This window comes from Bradyrhizobium sp. IC3123, assembly GCF_020193625.1.
GTDB lineage: Bacteria > Pseudomonadota > Alphaproteobacteria > Rhizobiales > Xanthobacteraceae > Bradyrhizobium > Bradyrhizobium yuanmingense.
Map to the genome: position 1 here is coordinate 363,483 of NZ_JADYVF010000003.1, position 14,755 is coordinate 378,237.

At 65.0% G+C, this 14,755-nt stretch carries 12 protein-coding genes; 6 read left to right on the forward strand and 6 right to left on the reverse strand.

Going from position 1 to position 14,755, the window contains the following annotated elements:
• Positions 1–81 precede the first annotated feature (81 nt).
• The 3 genes from I6F20_RS11815 to I6F20_RS11825 all read right to left on the reverse strand — a co-directional run bounded on the left by I6F20_RS11815 (position 82) and on the right by I6F20_RS11825 (position 2,733).
• Positions 82–477 (reverse strand): type II toxin-antitoxin system death-on-curing family toxin, encoded by a 396-nt coding sequence (locus I6F20_RS11815; RefSeq protein WP_074447732.1) that lies wholly within the window; start codon positions 475–477, stop codon positions 82–84.
• Positions 478–489: 12 nt separating this feature from the next.
• Complete coding sequence (locus I6F20_RS11820) at positions 490–714, reverse strand: AbrB/MazE/SpoVT family DNA-binding domain-containing protein (RefSeq protein ID WP_035998672.1); 225 nt, start codon at positions 712–714, stop codon at positions 490–492.
• Between the two features lie 81 nt (positions 715–795).
• Positions 796–2,733, reverse strand: a complete 1,938-nt coding sequence (locus I6F20_RS11825; RefSeq protein WP_225126286.1) for a M3 family oligoendopeptidase — start codon at positions 2,731–2,733, stop codon at positions 796–798.
• Between the two features lie 127 nt (positions 2,734–2,860).
• Here I6F20_RS11825 and I6F20_RS11835 point away from each other — a divergent pair, with 127 nt between their 5' ends.
• The 3 genes from I6F20_RS11835 (at position 2,861) to mepK (ending at position 8,750) form a co-directional block, all read left to right on the forward strand.
• Positions 2,861–4,357: a sigma-54-dependent transcriptional regulator gene (locus I6F20_RS11835; RefSeq protein ID WP_057028054.1), complete on the forward strand. Its 1,497-nt coding sequence runs from the start codon at positions 2,861–2,863 to the stop codon at positions 4,355–4,357.
• Positions 4,358–4,704: 347 nt separating this feature from the next.
• Positions 4,705–6,873 carry a L,D-transpeptidase family protein gene (locus I6F20_RS11840; RefSeq protein WP_225126291.1) on the forward strand — a complete coding sequence of 723 codons (2,169 nt, stop codon included), beginning with the start codon at positions 4,705–4,707 and terminating at the stop codon, positions 6,871–6,873.
• A 284-nt stretch (positions 6,874–7,157) separates the two neighbouring features.
• On the forward strand, positions 7,158–8,750 hold the full coding sequence (gene mepK, locus I6F20_RS11845; protein ID WP_225126293.1) for a peptidoglycan L,D-endopeptidase MepK: 1,593 nt from the start codon (positions 7,158–7,160) through the stop codon (positions 8,748–8,750).
• A 49-nt stretch (positions 8,751–8,799) separates the two neighbouring features.
• On the opposite strand, the gene I6F20_RS11850 is transcribed toward mepK, so the two are convergent.
• From I6F20_RS11850 to I6F20_RS11860, 3 genes are all read right to left on the reverse strand, one after another.
• The gene (locus tag I6F20_RS11850) at positions 8,800–10,566 is read right to left on the reverse strand and encodes an adenylate/guanylate cyclase domain-containing protein (RefSeq protein WP_035998656.1); all 1,767 of its coding nucleotides are present in this window, start codon (positions 10,564–10,566) and stop codon (positions 8,800–8,802) included.
• Positions 10,567–10,652: 86 nt separating this feature from the next.
• Positions 10,653–10,925, reverse strand: coding sequence for a DUF2312 domain-containing protein (locus tag I6F20_RS11855; protein ID WP_018641571.1), 273 nt, complete (start codon positions 10,923–10,925; stop codon positions 10,653–10,655).
• A gap of 195 nt (positions 10,926–11,120) precedes the next feature.
• Positions 11,121–11,426 carry a DUF1244 domain-containing protein gene (locus I6F20_RS11860; RefSeq protein ID WP_035998652.1) on the reverse strand — a complete coding sequence of 102 codons (306 nt, stop codon included), beginning with the start codon at positions 11,424–11,426 and terminating at the stop codon, positions 11,121–11,123.
• 153 nt (positions 11,427–11,579) lie between these two features.
• Here I6F20_RS11860 and I6F20_RS11865 point away from each other — a divergent pair, with 153 nt between their 5' ends.
• From I6F20_RS11865 to I6F20_RS11875, 3 genes are all read left to right on the forward strand, one after another.
• The gene (locus I6F20_RS11865) at positions 11,580–12,161 is read left to right on the forward strand and encodes a DUF1036 domain-containing protein (RefSeq protein WP_035998649.1); all 582 of its coding nucleotides are present in this window, start codon (positions 11,580–11,582) and stop codon (positions 12,159–12,161) included.
• Complete coding sequence (gene pyk, locus I6F20_RS11870; RefSeq protein ID WP_036021924.1) at positions 12,158–13,594, forward strand: pyruvate kinase; 1,437 nt, start codon at positions 12,158–12,160, stop codon at positions 13,592–13,594. The genes I6F20_RS11865 and pyk overlap by 4 nt, the downstream gene beginning before the upstream one ends.
• A 247-nt stretch (positions 13,595–13,841) precedes the next feature.
• Entirely contained in the window at positions 13,842–14,750 is a 909-nt protein-coding gene (locus I6F20_RS11875; RefSeq protein ID WP_225126295.1) for a DMT family transporter, read from the forward strand.
• Positions 14,751–14,755: the final 5 nt, after the last annotated feature.

The following is a 14,755-nucleotide window of genomic DNA, read 5'->3' on the forward strand; positions in this document are numbered from 1 at the left end:
AACGTCGAATTCTCGGGCTGGGATACCTGAAAGATTTAGACAGGGCAACGGCACCGAGGCGGGGTTTTCCCGCAAATCGGGTCATTTGGAATTCCAATTGTCCCGGATCCATCGCGTCAGACTCTCCTCACTGACTTCGCCGGCGGCGAGGGAGAGGATGATCGTTGTCGCTTCCGCGGGATCGGGGCTGAAAGCTACGCCGTTCTTGCGAAGAAAAGCCATCATGGCCATGAAGGCGATGCGCTTGTTTCCATCGACGAATGCATGATTTTTCGCGAGGCCGAATGCATAGGCTGCAGCGAGTTCGTCCAACGGCGCCTGTTCCGAGCGCCATTTGTTGATCGGGCGCTCCAGCGCCGAGCGCAGCATGCCTTCGTCGCGCAATCCCGGCGCACCGCCGAAGCGCCGGAGCTGTCGACCATGAATTGCGACAGCCTGCTCGTAGGTGACCCAGAGCGGCTCCTGAGGATCGCTCATGCGCATCGCCAGCTATTTTGCGAGCGCAGCGAGCGTGTCGCGATACTTATCCATGATCTCGTCGGCGATCTCCATCGTCCGCTCGAAATCGGGGTCGTAGGGCAGCAGCTGAAAACCACCACCAGGCAATTCCACCACATGCAATTGCTGGCCGCGCTTGAGATCGAGGCGCTGCATCAGCTCGCGTGGCAACAGCAAACCATCCGAATTGCCGATCTTCTTGATCTCAATTTTCATGGCCGACCTCCGGCGCGTTATACACTTGTATAACACAACCAACGGGTCGGTTCAACGGATGTTTTACGGATGGCGAATGCGTCAGCCCATCGCCTCCAGCTCGTCGATCATTCCGGCGATGACGCTGAGCCCGCCGTCCCAGAACTTTGGGTCCTTCGCATCTAACCCGAATGGCCGCAGCAGCTCGGAATAGTGCTTGGTGCCGCCGGCGGCGAGCATGTCGAGATAGCGCTCGGCGAAACCCTCGGCCGCGTTCTCGTAGACGGCATAGAGCGAGTTCACGAGACAGTCGCCGAACGCGTAGGCGTAGACATAGAACGGCGAATGGATGAAGTGCGGGATGTACATCCAGTAGTTCTCGTAGCCCGCCTTGATCTCGATCGCCGGTCCAAGGCTCTCGCCCTGCACCGACAGCCAGATCTCGCCGAGCCGCGTCGCGGTGAGCTCGCCGTTCTTGCGCTCGGTGTGGACCGCACGCTCGAAGGAATAGAACGCGATCTGCCGCACCACGGTGTTGATCATGTCCTCGACCTTGCCAACGAGCAGCGCCTGGCGCTGCTTCGCGCTCTTGGTCTGGGCCAGCAGCCGCTTGAAGGTGAGCATTTCGCCGAACACGCTCGCGGTCTCCGCCAGGGTCAGCGGCGTCGGCGCCATCAGCGCGCCGTTCTTTGCCGCGAGCACCTGATGGACGCCATGGCCGAGCTCATGCGCGAGCGTCATCACGTCGCGCGGCTTGCCCTGGTAGTTCATGAGAACGTAAGGGTGCGCTGACGGCGTGGTCGGATGCGAGAACGCCCCGGGCACCTTGCCCGGCCGGACCGGCGCGTCGATCCAGCGGTCGGTGAAGAAGCGCTCGGCGATATCGGCCATTTTGGGCGAGAAGCCGCGATAGGCCGTCAGCACCATGCTGCGCGCCTCCGGCCAGGCGATGACATCGGTCGCCGCGAAAGGCAGCGGCGCGTTGCGGTCCCAATAGGCCAGCCGCTTCTTGCCGAACCATTTCGCTTTCAGCGCATAATAGCGATGCGACAGTTTCGGATAGGCTGCGCGCACCGAGGCGACCAGCGCATCGACGACCTCGCGCTCGACACGATTGTTCAGATGGCGGGAATCGGCCACGTCCTTGAAGCCGCGCCAGCGGTCGGAGATGTCCTTGTCCTTGGCCAACGTGTTGGTGATCAGCGCAAAGGTGCGCTCATTGGCCTTGAAGGTCTTCGCCAGTGCCTCCGCCGCGCTCTTGCGCTTGGCGCCGTCGCGATCCTGCAGCAGATTCAGCGTCGGCTCGATCGCGAGCTCCTTGGCGCCGACCTTGAAGCGGAGGCTGGAGATGGTCTGATCGAACAGCCGGTTGAAGGCTGAATAGCCGGTCTGCGCCTTCTCCAGGAAAAGCTGCTCCAGCTTGTCGTCGAGCTGGTACGGCTTCTCCTTGCGCAGATCCTCGATCCAGGGACCGTAGTGCGCGAGCTCGGCGGCCTGCATCGCGCGATTCAAAATATCGTCATCGATCCGATTGAGCTCGAGCGCGAAGAACAACAGATGCGTGGACGCCGCCGTCAGCCGCTCGGACACGTCGCCGTAAAACTTTGAAATCGCAGGGTCCACACTGTCGCCGGCATGGACGAGCCCGGCATAGGAGCCGAGACGGCCGGCGAGATCGTCGATCGCCTCATAGCGTCGCACCGCCTCGGCGAGCCACTTTCCGCCATCTTCGTTTGCTGTCCCTGTCGCCAGCTTGCCCCTGTAGTCCGTCTCGAAGGCGACGCAGTCGGCATCCATTCTCTCGAGGTCGCGCGCCACCTCCGGCGCCTCGATCCCGGAATAGAGGTCGGCCAGGTTCCACTCCGGAAGCTTGCCGGTCTTGCTCGCAGCTTTGGAGGGTGCAGCTTTGGAGGGCCTTGCCTTGGGGGCGGATTTTTTGGTGCTTGGCTTGCGGAGAGCGGGCTTGCCGGGAGCGGACTTCTTGAGAGCGGACTTGTTCAAGGCAGATTTGTTCAAGGCGGACTTGGAGCGCGAATTCATTGTGTGGGAAACCTGTGTTCAACAATCGCGGCGGCAGGCGGGGGCATCAAGGTTTAAGCGTGCGTTAATCGGCTTCGGCCAGAGTGCCCCGATTCGAGACAGATAGTAGTAGCGTGCGGGGAACACCATGGCTGCCAGTATTTTGATCGCCGACGACGACGCTGTAGCCCGCCGGCTGGTCGAGAACATGGTGCAGAAATGCGGCTATGAGACGGTCGTCGTGGACTCCGGTGACGCCGCAATTGCCGCCCTCACTGCCCCCGACGGACCGGCCATCGACGCCGTCATCCTCGACCTCGTCATGCCCGGCCTCGACGGCATGGGCGTATTGGCGAAGATCCGCGAAGCCGGCCTGAGCGTCCCCGTCATCGTGCAGACCGCTCATGGCGGTATCGACAACGTGATCTCCGCGATGCGCGCGGGCGCGGCCGATTTTGTCGTCAAGCCGGTCGGCGTCGAGCGGCTCCAGGTCTCGCTTCGCAACGCGCTCAACACGTCCGCGCTCAAGGGGGAATTGCAGCGCATCCGTCACAGCCGCGAAGGACGGCTCACCTTCTCCGACATCATCACCCGCTCCGAAGCGATGACGGGCGTGATGCGCGCCGCCCAGAAGGCGGCAAACTCCGCGATCCCCGTGCTGATCGAGGGCGAGTCCGGCGTCGGCAAGGAGATGTTCGCGCGCGCCATCCATGGCAGCGGCGAGCGCAAGGCCAAGCCGTTCGTTGCGGTCAATTGCGGCGCAATTCCCGACAACCTCGTCGAGTCCATCCTGTTCGGCCATGAGAAGGGCGCCTTCACCGGGGCCACCGAGCGGCACACGGGCAAGTTCGTCGAGGCTCATGGCGGCACGCTGTTTCTGGACGAGGTCAGCGAGCTGCCGCTGACGGCGCAGGTAAAGCTGCTGCGTGCGCTCCAGGAGGGCGCCGTGGAATCGGTCGGCGGCCGCAAGCCGCTCAAGGTCGACGTCCGCATCATCTCGGCCACCAATCGCAAGCTGCTGGAGCGGGTGAAGCAGGGACAATTCCGGGAAGACCTGTTCTACCGGCTGCACGTGCTGCCGCTGACGATCCCCTCGCTGCGCGCGCGGCGTGAGGATATCCCGCACCTGCTCAGGCATTTCATCGCGCGCTTTGCCGCCGAGGAGAACCGCCCGATCACCGGGATCAGCGGCGAGGCGGTGGCCCATCTTGCCCAGCTCGACTGGCCCGGCAACATCCGCCAGCTCGAGAACGCGGTCTATCGCGCCGTGGTGATGAGCGACGGGGACCAGCTTGGTCTCGGCGACTTCCCTCTGCTCGCCTCGCAGGCGCATCCCGTCACGGATATTCCGACCGCTCCGTTGCTGCTCGAGCCGGCGGCGACGCCCTCCGTAGTGTCGGGTAATGAAATACCAATCGCCCCGCTCCCCGCGGTGGGAACGCTGTCTATGCTCACTGCGACCGGGGATGTCCGCCCGCTGGAGGACATGGAGAACGAGATCATCCGTTTCGCGATCTCGCATTATCGCGGCCAGATGTCCGAAGTGGCTCGCCGACTCAAAATCGGCCGCTCGACGCTCTACCGCAAACTCGACGAGGCCGGGGTTCCCGGGCATGGCGGCAAAAGCGGCGAGGAGACGCATTGAGCCCAGTGCGAACGAAGCTTCGCGCGGCGGTGCGAGATCGCTCTAAGCCGTTCGCGTGACGACGGAATTCGTCTGCGATTTGAACCGTGACTTGGAAGTGACAGACAGAGGGAAAAGCGCGTGGCAGAAGCGTACAATCCGTTGCCAAGAGGCTCCCTTGAAGTCAGTTTGTCGTGAGTTGCCCCGGGCAGCGCTGGCCGCAAAATCGGGGCCTGTATATCGTCTGCGTCAGAATCGTTGCGTGCAGGCGTGCAACTTTCGAGAGGCCGGCGCGGTTTAGCCGAAACATCAATAAGCGATAACGAGCTGTTCCATGAAGGAACAGTTCACCCGAGGGGTGCGACACAATGCGTGACCGTTTGAACCACCGTGTGGGCTTTGACCGTGTCTTGATGACGGTCGCGGCGACCTTCCTCACGGTGTCGGCCAGCTCGGCCCTGGCGCAGGATCTGCCGCGCAGCAGCGCCGCGGAACTCGCGATCGAAGCCGCGATCCCGCGCCCCGAACCGGCAAACGTCCCGCCCCCGACTGCAGCCGACATCAAGCTCGACACCACCGCCACGGTGCAGGATTCCACGAAGGACGTCGCAAGGGATTCCGCCAAGGTGAACGTCCCGCCCACGGCGGACAAGGTGGAGACCAAGCCCTCCGACCTTGCCACCACACCCGCGCCGGAAGCGCCGAAGAGCGAGACTGCAAAAACCGAGCCGGCCAAGGCCGACACCGCAACGGCCACGCCGGCGGCTCCCGCAGCACCGGCCGCCGAACCGGTGAAGGCCGCAAGCAACGTGCCCACCGCCGACCAACCGGTCGCGGACAAGCTCAAGGACATCATCGGCGCTAAGACCTCGCGCCATTTCGACCGCAAGAACGAGCGTGCAGCGATTGAGAAGTTCTACGGCGCGCGCGACTTCGCGCCGGTCTGGACGCAAGGCGGCAACCTGACTGCTGCGGCCAAGGGCGTGATCGCACGGCTCAAGGACGCGGCGTCCGACGGTCTCAATCCCGCCGACTATCCGGTGCCGGATTTCGCCGCCACGACCCCCGATGCGCTGGCTGATGCCGAGCTCAAGCTCACCGCCAGCATGTTCGACTATGCCCGCCACGCCCAGAGCGGCCGCATGCATTGGTCGCAGGCCGGCGGCGACATTCTCTATCCCGAGCATCCGGTCGATCCCGGCGAAGTGCTCGCCAAGATCACGACGGCGGCGGACGCCTCCGCGGCGCTCGAGAGTTACAACCCGCCGCACAAGCTCTACAAGGAGCTGAAGGCCAAGCTCGCCGAGCTGCGCGGCCAGGGCAGCGGTCCGGTGATCGAGATCGCCGACGGCCCTGCGCTGAAATACACCCCTGCCGGCAAGAAGCAGGCTGAGATCGTCGTGGAAGATCCGCGCGTGCCGCAACTGCGCGCCAAGCTCGGCCTCGCCGAGAATGCCAGCGACACCCGCTACGACGCTGCGGTCGCCGAAGCCGTGCGCAAGTTCCAGACCGGCGCCGAGCTGAAGCCGACCGGCATCCTAGACGACAAGACGGTCAAGGCGCTCAACACCCCCAAGCGCGACAAGCAGATCGACGTGGTGCTGGTGAACATGGAGCGCTGGCGCTGGCTGCCGCGCGATCTCGGCGCGCCGGCGCTGGGTGACGCCTATGTCATCCTCAACATTCCCGATTTCACTTTGAAAGTGATGCAACGCGGCCAGCAGGTCTGGACCACACGCGTCGTCACCGGCAAGCCGGGCAAGCAAGCCACCCCGCTCCTCACCGAGACGATGAAGTACATCACGGTGAACCCGACCTGGAATGTGCCGCCATCCATCGTTTACAACGAGTACCTGCCGGCATTGCAGCAGGACCCGACCGTGCTTCAACGCATGGGCCTGAGGCTTGAGCAAAACCGCGACGGCTCGGTGCACATTTCGCAGCCGCCGGGCGAAGCCAACGCGCTCGGCCGCATCCGCTTCAACTTCCCGAACAAGTTCCTCGTCTATCAACACGACACGCCGGACAAGCATTTGTTCGCCAAGGAAGAGCGCGCCTTCAGCCATGGCTGCATGCGCGTGCAGAATCCGGATCAGTACGCCTCCGTTCTGCTCAACATCGTCATGCCGAACGAGAAGTACACGCCGGAGCGCATCCGCAGCATGTACGGCAAAAGCGAGATCGACCTGAAATTCCCGACCCCAATCCCGGTCAACATCACCTACCAGACCGCGTTCGTGGATGAGGCCGGCAAGCTGCAATTCCGCAAGGACGTCTATGGTCGCGACGCGGCCATGATCAACGTCCTGAAGAACAACCGCGGCAAGGACCTCGAGGCCGTCGTGGCGCATTCCCAGCCGAGCTATTCGCGTCCGGCAACGACGCTGCCCTCCGGAGTGGCCGTGGCCAACAACGGCAGCGGCTTCGGCTCGTCCGGGCCGAACTTCTTCGAGCGGCTGTTCGGGGCGCCCACCCAGGCCGTGCCCCCGGCACCGGTCGGCCGCCGTCCGCAACAGCAGCGGGTGTTTACCCGCTGACGCCCGTCCCGCACTCGTTTTCCTGAAATTCTGCAAGGAAATCAGCGACCCCGTCCCCAGGATGGGGTCGTTGACGTTAACCATGCTGCGACCTGCGATGGGGCGGCGGGCGTTTTTTTGCCACAGTCAACCGCTTAGGATCGTAATCTGACTTGGTTTGGGGGCGAGAAGGTCAACCTCAAATTAACCTTCTCGCTTTAAGAAAGCGTTCATCCTCTTTCGCGCTGCTAACGGGGTTGGCGGGAGAGTCCATTTGAACGCTCGTCGACTGGGTGGGCTCATACGTGCTGACTGGTCTCGCACGCCAATTCGTTGTGCTGTCGTTGTCCCATGCGGGCGTGAAGGCCGGATCCCGGATCGGCCTTGCGGCTGCATTGCTGCTTGCGGCCGCCGGTTCGGTTCATGACGCCGCCGCTCTGAACGAGACCAAGACGCTCTCGTTCCACCACACCCATTCCGGCGAAGACCTCACCGTCACCTTCAAGCGCGACGGGCGCTACGACGAGGCGGCGCTGAAGCAGCTCAACCACTTCCTGCGCGACTGGCGTACCCAGGAACAGACGGTCATGGACCGTCGCCTGTTCGACATCCTCTGGGAAGTCTATCGGGACGTCGACGGCAAGCAGCCGATTCAGATCATCTCCTCCTATCGCTCCCCCGCCACCAACGCCATGCTCCGCCGCCGCTCCTCCGGCGTGGCGCGCGCCAGCCAGCACATGCTGGGCCATGCGATAGACTTCTTCATCCCCGGCGTACCGCTGGAGCAGATCCGCTTCGCCGGCCTGCGTCTGCAGCGCGGCGGGGTCGGCTTCTATCCGACATCCGGCTCGCCTTTCGTGCACCTCGACACCGGCAGCGTCCGGCACTGGCCGCGGATGACGCATGACCAGCTCGCCCGCGTCTTCCCGGACGGCAAGACGGTGCATCTGCCGACCGATGGCGTGCCGCTGAAGAACTATGAGCTCGCCAAGGCCGAGATCGAGCGGCGCGGCAGCGGCGATGACGCCGGCAGCAAGCCGAATTTCTTCGCAGCCTTGTTCAGGAGCAAGCCGGCAGCTCCGGCCGCCAGCGACGAGGATGACGAGGGCGCGCCCAGCCCGGCCGCGAAGCCGGCGGCACCGACCGTCGTCGCAGCCGCCGCCAAGCCCGCCGAGCCGGTGCCGACGCCGCGCGCCAAGCCGCAGATCGCCGCCGCGATCCAGCTCGCGTCGGCCGATGCGCAGATCGTCGCGCCGCCCAAGCCGAAGCCCGCGCCCGTGGCTGACAAGCCCGCTGCCAGCAAGCCGGAAACCCCGGCCGACATCATCAATGCGCGCGGCTTCTGGGATGACGTTCCGGCCATGCCGCAGCAGGCGACGCCGGCGCAGGTCGCCGCGCTGAAGGCGCGCCAGGCGCTGGCCGCGGCCACCGATCCGCAACCGACCGCGAGCGTGTCCAACGCGGCCCTGCAAGCCCTGGCTTACGCGCCGGCGGCGTCCCCGGTCGACCGCGGCAATGTCGTCGCCGCCTCGGCGCCGATCCCGCGCACCACCCGCCCCCGTAGCGTGGCTCAGGCGCCGGAGATCAACAGCGTGGTCGGCAAGAGCGTCGACGGCAGGGTCGCAACCGCGACCCGCCTGTCTGCGGCCAAGGGCGAGAGCATCTGGCTCAAGATCGTGATGCTGTCGCCGAGCGCCAGCCACGCGATGTCGGTGACGCTGATGGGCGAGCTCGATACCGCGGCGCTGCGCGGCTATTTCGTCAAGCCGCGCTCCGTGATCGCGATGGGCTTCTCCGACGACCCGATGCAGGGCCTGTCCTGCGACAATTTCTCGGGCAGCGCGACCGCAAAGCTCGAGACGACGTCGTTCGTCGTGCGCACCGCCGCGCTGCGCTGAGTCCTCTGTGCCAGCAAAGCTCTCTCTGTTCGTCCTTGCCCGGGGTCGATCAAGCCGGCAAGCCGGCCGCGATGAGGCCGGCCTCGTGACGCTGCCGGTCGGGCTCGCGCTTGTAGTGCAGCGTCGCAAGATAAGCTGCCACCGAGAATCCCGGTTCGCGCTTCAAGACCTCGGCGGCGTGAGCGCCGGCCGCGATCGCGTTCTTCATCTGCGCGAATGTCGCCGCCAGGAACGCATGATGGGTATAGTCGGGGCGCGTGATCCTTGAAAACGCCTCGGCGGCCTCGGCGTATTTCTCCGCGCAATAATAGGCGCGGCCCAGATGGCTCCAGAAGCGCTCGGGATGATAGGGGTTGAGACGCATCGCTTTCCTGATCCAGTCGATGCCTTCCTCCGGCAGGCCCAGCCAGGTCAGAAGCTCTCCCTGTTGCACGACGACGAGGTCGTAGTTCGGATTGAGGGCGAGTGCACGCTCCTGGTGATAGGTGGCCTTTTCGTAGTCGTGTCGCGTCAGATTGAGCGCGGCGAGAATTCGGTGCACGTCCGCGTCGTTGTCGTCGAGCGCCAACGCAATTTCCAGCTCCGAAGCAACCTGCTCGAAGGTCGCCTCGCGGTCGGCGCACCAGCCATAGATCCAGCACTGACCGAGCACGCATGCCTTCCAGGCATGAGCGTGGGCATAGTTCGGATCCATCGCCAGCGCGCGGTTGAGCAGCGTCTGCGCCTGAGCGTTGTCGTCGCGGGTTGACCGATGATGCAGGAGCTTCGCAGCCAACACGCATTCGTAAGCGGGCATGTTGTCGGTCGGCTTGCGCTTGGTGCGGTCGTGCGTTGCGGCTTCTACCCGACCCGGCAACGTCGCCACGATCGCGCGGGTCATCTCGTCCTGGATGGCGAAGATATCCCGGAGCTCGCGGTCGTAGCGTTCCGCCCAGATATGGCGGTCGGTCTCTGCATCGATCAGCTGCACGGTGACGCGGACGCGCTCGCCGGCCTTGCGAACGCTGCCCTCGATGACATAGTCGACTCCGAACTCACGGCCGATGTCCTGGACCTTTACGGCCTTTCCCTTGTAGACGAACGTCGAGTTGCGGGAGATGACGAGCAGGTCGTGGAAGCGCGAAAGCTCGGTGATGATGTCCTCGGTGAGACCGTCAGCGAAGAACTCCTGCTCCGGATCGCCGCTCATATTGGCGAACGGCAGCACGGCGATGGACGGCTTCTTCGAAACACCCGGCGGCGTCAGAGCACGATTGGACCCGTCAGGCAGGCTTGCGGGCCCCTCCGCCAGCCGAATGCGGAAGATGCGGATTGGACGGGCGATGTTCTTGACGCTCTGTTCACCGAGATCGTCGAACTGAACGCCGTCGAGCCGGTCGCCGACCTGATCGCGCACCGCGCCGGAGACGCAGATTCCTCCGGGCTCGGCCAGCGTCTCCAGCCGCGCCGCGACGTTGACGCCATCGCCGAATATGTCGTTCTGATCGACGATGACGTCGCCGAGATTGATGCCGATGCGGAATTGGATCCACCGCGGCGGCGGGACGTCGGCATTGCGCCGCGCCATGCGGCGCTGAACCTCGGCCGCACATAGCACGGCATCGACGACGCTGTGGAATTCCGCGAGCATGCCGTCGCCGGTCGTCTTGATGATACGGCCGCGATTCTTGGCAATGGCAGGATCGATGAGCTCGACACGATGGGTCTTGAGGCGCGCAAGAGTGCCGGCCTCGTCGACCTCCATCAGCCGGCTGAAGCCGACCATGTCGGCAGCGAGAACCGCGGCAAGCCTGCGCTCTGGTCCCGGCACATCCATCGCTCGGTCCCTTCACCGAGCAACCTAGCAGATGCCGAGATTTTGCCCAAGCTTGGTGCGCTGCAACGCCGACCGGGCGGGGCGCCTCAGAGCATCCCCAGCGCCTGCATGTAGGTCTCGAGGATGGTCTCTGCCTCGGCGCGCTCGTTGGGGTCCTGCTTGCGCAGGCGCACGATGGTGCGCAGCGCCTTGACGTCGTAGCCGTTGCCCTTGCTTTCGGCATAGACGTCGCGGATGTCGTCGGAGATCGCCTTCTTCTCTTCCTCCAGCCGCTCGATGCGCTCGATGATGGATTTGAGCTGGTCCTTGGCGAATTTCGTCGCGGGCTCGTCGTCGCGGACGGCGGCGGAGGTGGCCATCTTGGTACTCCCAATGGAACTGGCAAAACGAGGTGACGCCGGCATCCCTCACCGCGCGTGCTGGGTAGACCCTTAGGGTCGGCGCTCCCAGCGTTCAAGCAAGCATCACGCTCGTCCACAGCGCGCCCACACCTTCCTGCGCTGACGCACAGAAAGCTGTTGTGTGGTGCGACTCAGGGCTCGGCGATGGGCCGTTCAATGCCCGTGGGGATGGACCTTCTTCATCGCCTCGAGCTGCTCGGGCGTGGCCGTGCCCTGGTGCTTCGCCTTCCAGGTCTCATAGGGCATGCCGTAGACGGCCTCCCGGCTCTCGTCCTTGCTCAAGGCGACGCCCTGGGCGTCCGCGGCGTCCTTGAGCCAGTTGGACAGGCAATTGCGGCAGAAGCCGGCCAGATTCATCAGGTCGATGTTCTGGACGTCGGTGCGGCTCCGCAGATGCTCGACCAAGCGCCGAAAAGCGGCCGCCTCGAGCTCCGTTCTGGTTTTGTCGTCGATTGCCATGGCTGTCTTCCTCAAGGTCCGTTCCGGGGCAGGGTTACGGGATCAGGTGGGTCTTGTCACAGATTTTGCCATATCGCGGCGCAAAGGGGCCACTGCCCGGCTGCCCCCGGCCCAACGCCAAATCGTCAATGATCTGGTATAGCTTCCGCGACAATGACTGCCGAATCTCCCCGCTCCCCGCTTTACCTGCTCGCCCGGTTGGTCCCGGTGCTGGTGGTCGCCCTGGCGTGCCTCTACGCCGGCCCGGCCTCCGCCGATTTCCGCCTCTGCAACAACACGTCGAGCCGGGTCGGGATCGCGCTCGGCTACAAGGACGCCGAGGGCTGGACCACCGAGGGCTGGTGGAACATCTCGTCCCGTTCCTGCGAGACGCTGCTGCGCGGCACGCTGGTCGCCCGGTACTACTACATCTACGCCATCGACTACGACCGCGGCGGCGAATGGTCGGGCCAAGCCTTCATGTGCTCCCGCGACAAGGAGTTCACCATCCGCGGCACCGAGGATTGCCTGGCCCGCGGTTATGACCGCACCGGCTATTTCGAGGTCGACACCGGCGAGCAGCGCGCCTGGACGGTGCAGCTGACCGACGCCAACGAACAGCCGGCGCAGCAGCGCGTGCCTGGCCTGCCCGGCCCGGTGGGCCCGGGCGGCGTTCCGGGTTTGCCCAATAGCCCGCCCGGTGCTACGCCCCCGGGCTCGCCCGGCCTGCCACCCCCGTCTGGAAATAAGCCATGAGGCGCCTTCGCCGTATCAAGATTCTCGCGACCCTGGGACCAGCCTCTTCAGACCTCGCGATGATCCGTCGCCTGTTCGAGGCCGGCGCCGACCTGTTCCGCATCAACATGAGCCACACCCCGCATGACAAGATGCGGGAGCTGGTGGCGACGATCCGCAACGTCGAGAGCAGCTACGGCCGGCCGATCGGCATCCTGGTCGACCTGCAGGGTCCGAAGCTGAGACTGGGCTCCTTTGCCGAAGGGGCGATCCAGCTCCAGAACGGACAGACCTTCACGCTGGATTCCGACAAGACGCCCGGCGATGCCACGCGCGTCCAGCTCCCGCATCCGGAGATCCTGGCGGCGCTCAGGCCCGGCCATGCGCTGCTGCTCGACGACGGCAAGGTGCGGCTGATCGCGGAGGAGACCTCGAAGGAGCATGCGGTGACGCGTGTCGTGGTCGGCGGCAAGATGAGCGACCGCAAGGGCGTCAGCCTGCCCGACACCGACCTGCCGGTCTCGGCGATGACGCCCAAGGACCGCGCCGACCTCGAGGCCGCCCTCGTCACCGGCGTCGACTGGATCGCGCTGTCCTTCGTGCAGCGCGCCGACGACGTCATCGAGGCCAAGAAGATGATCCGCGGCCGGGCCGCCGTGATGGCCAAGATCGAGAAGCCGCAGGCGATCGACCGCCTCGCCGACATCATCGAGGCTTCCGATGCGCTGATGGTGGCGCGCGGCGACCTCGGCGTCGAGCTGCCGCTGGAGCGGGTGCCGAGCCTGCAGAAGCAGATGACGCGGATGGCGCGCCGCGCCGGCAAGCCGGTGGTGATCGCGACCCAGATGCTGGAATCGATGATCCAGTCGCCGGTGCCGACCCGCGCCGAAGTCTCCGACGTCGCCACCGCGGTCTATGAGGGCGCCGACGCCATCATGCTGTCGGCGGAATCGGCGGCCGGCAAATTCCCGGTCGAGGCGGTCTCGACCATGAACCGCATCGGCGAGGAGGTCGAGCGCGATCCGACCTACCGTTCGGTGATCATGGCCCAACGTCCGGCGCCGGAATCCACCGCGGGCGATGCCATCGCCGACGCCGCGCGGCAGATCGCCGAGACGCTCGACCTGCCGGCCTTGATCTGCTGGACCTCATCGGGCTCGACCGCCGTGCGCGTGGCGCGCGAGCGGCCGAAGCCGCCGATCGTGGCGATCACGCCGAACATCACCGCCGGCCGCCGGCTCGCGGTCGCCTGGGGCGTGCATTGCGTGGTGGCGGAGGACGCGCGCGACCAGGATGACATGGTGAGCCGCGCCGGCCAGATCGCCTTCCGCGACGGTTTCGTCCGCGCCGGCCAGCGCGTCATCATCGTCGCCGGCGTGCCGCTCGGCATCCCCGGCACCACCAACATGGTGCGCATCGCCTCGGTCGGCCCCGAGGGCGACGCCAACATGTGAGGACCGGCGGGCCGGCCAAACACAAAGTCGAAAAACAACCCCATGCACAGTAGCCGGGCGCTTGGCCGGACCTTGCCCGGGTTTCGCGAAAAAACACGCTCGGGCAATGACCTGAGCGCAATCAGGTCGCCTCTTGGCTCGCGGCGCGATTTCTTCAGGTCCCAACCAGCGCCTTGTTCGCCGGCGGCAGCGTCTGCCGCACCAGGCCGCGGGGGCGGCGAGAAGTTGTTCGAATGGAATCGGTCGCATGGCCACCGTAGAATCCGAAGCCCGCGCCCGCCCGACGCTGGGCATCGTGCTCATGGCGGCCGCGATGCTTTCGATCCCGCTGGTCGATGGGATCGCCAAATATCTGAGCGCCGACTATTCGCCGCTCTTCATCGCCTGGGCGCGCTACGCCGTGGCAAGCGCCGTCGTCCTTCCGGTGGCCGCGATCAGGTACAAAGGAGAGGTCTTTCCCGCCGAACGGCGCGCCTCCCATATGCTGCGGACGGTGTTCCTCGTCTCCGGGATGACGCTTTACTTCCTGTCCATCGCGACCGTTCCGCTGGCTACAGCCGTCAGCGCCTATTTCGTGGGGCCGGTCATCGCGGTCGCGCTCGCCGCCATGGTCCTGAAGGAGCGTTTGACGCAACGAAAGCTCGCGAGCCTGGCGCTGGGCTTCACCGGCGCCATCGTCATTCTGCGCCCGGACGGCGACATCGAGCCCGGCATTCTGCTGGCGCTCGGCGCCGGGCTAACGTTCGCGCTCTATCTGATCGCAACGCGGCAGGCTTCTCTGGTCAGCGATCCCGTCAAAACGCTCGCATTCCAGTCTGTCGTCGGCATGGTGCTCCTGACGCCACAAGCCATCTTGACCTGGACCACACCGGCTTGGGACGCTGTCATGTTCTTTCTGGCTTTGGGTGCGCTCTCTGCTGTCAGTCATGTCCTGTCCATCGCGGCATTTCGCTTCGCCGAAGCGTCCACCCTGTCGCCGCTGGTCTATCTCGAACTGCTCGGTTCCACAGCCATCGGCTATCTTGTCTTCAAGGATATCCCGCAAGGCTCCACGATCGCCGGAGCCGTCCTCATTGTGACCGCCGGGCTCATTCTTCTGAAGCGTCCCACCGGGGTTGATCAGTCCGGCCGGGAAAATGCTGATGTAGCAGGATAACAGCG

What these genes read in the sequence shown, in the direction of transcription:
- I6F20_RS11855 (WP_018641571.1), bottom strand. Translation starts at nt 10,925, where the DNA reads ATGGCCACCTCCGCCGCCGTCCGCGACGACGAGCCCGCGACGAAATTC.
- I6F20_RS11840 (WP_225126291.1), top strand. Translation starts at nt 4,705, where the DNA reads ATGCGTGACCGTTTGAACCACCGTGTGGGCTTTGACCGTGTCTTGATG.
- I6F20_RS11815 (WP_074447732.1), bottom strand. Translation starts at nt 477, where the DNA reads ATGAGCGATCCTCAGGAGCCGCTCTGGGTCACCTACGAGCAGGCTGTC.
- I6F20_RS11825 (WP_225126286.1), bottom strand. Translation starts at nt 2,733, where the DNA reads ATGAATTCGCGCTCCAAGTCCGCCTTGAACAAATCTGCCTTGAACAAG.
- I6F20_RS11860 (WP_035998652.1), bottom strand. Translation starts at nt 11,426, where the DNA reads ATGGCAATCGACGACAAAACCAGAACGGAGCTCGAGGCGGCCGCTTTT.
- I6F20_RS11820 (WP_035998672.1), bottom strand. Translation starts at nt 714, where the DNA reads ATGAAAATTGAGATCAAGAAGATCGGCAATTCGGATGGTTTGCTGTTG.
- pyk (WP_036021924.1), top strand. Translation starts at nt 12,158, where the DNA reads ATGAGGCGCCTTCGCCGTATCAAGATTCTCGCGACCCTGGGACCAGCC.
- I6F20_RS11850 (WP_035998656.1), bottom strand. Translation starts at nt 10,566, where the DNA reads ATGGATGTGCCGGGACCAGAGCGCAGGCTTGCCGCGGTTCTCGCTGCC.
- I6F20_RS11875 (WP_225126295.1), top strand. Translation starts at nt 13,842, where the DNA reads ATGGCCACCGTAGAATCCGAAGCCCGCGCCCGCCCGACGCTGGGCATC.
- I6F20_RS11835 (WP_057028054.1), top strand. Translation starts at nt 2,861, where the DNA reads ATGGCTGCCAGTATTTTGATCGCCGACGACGACGCTGTAGCCCGCCGG.
- I6F20_RS11865 (WP_035998649.1), top strand. Translation starts at nt 11,580, where the DNA reads ATGACTGCCGAATCTCCCCGCTCCCCGCTTTACCTGCTCGCCCGGTTG.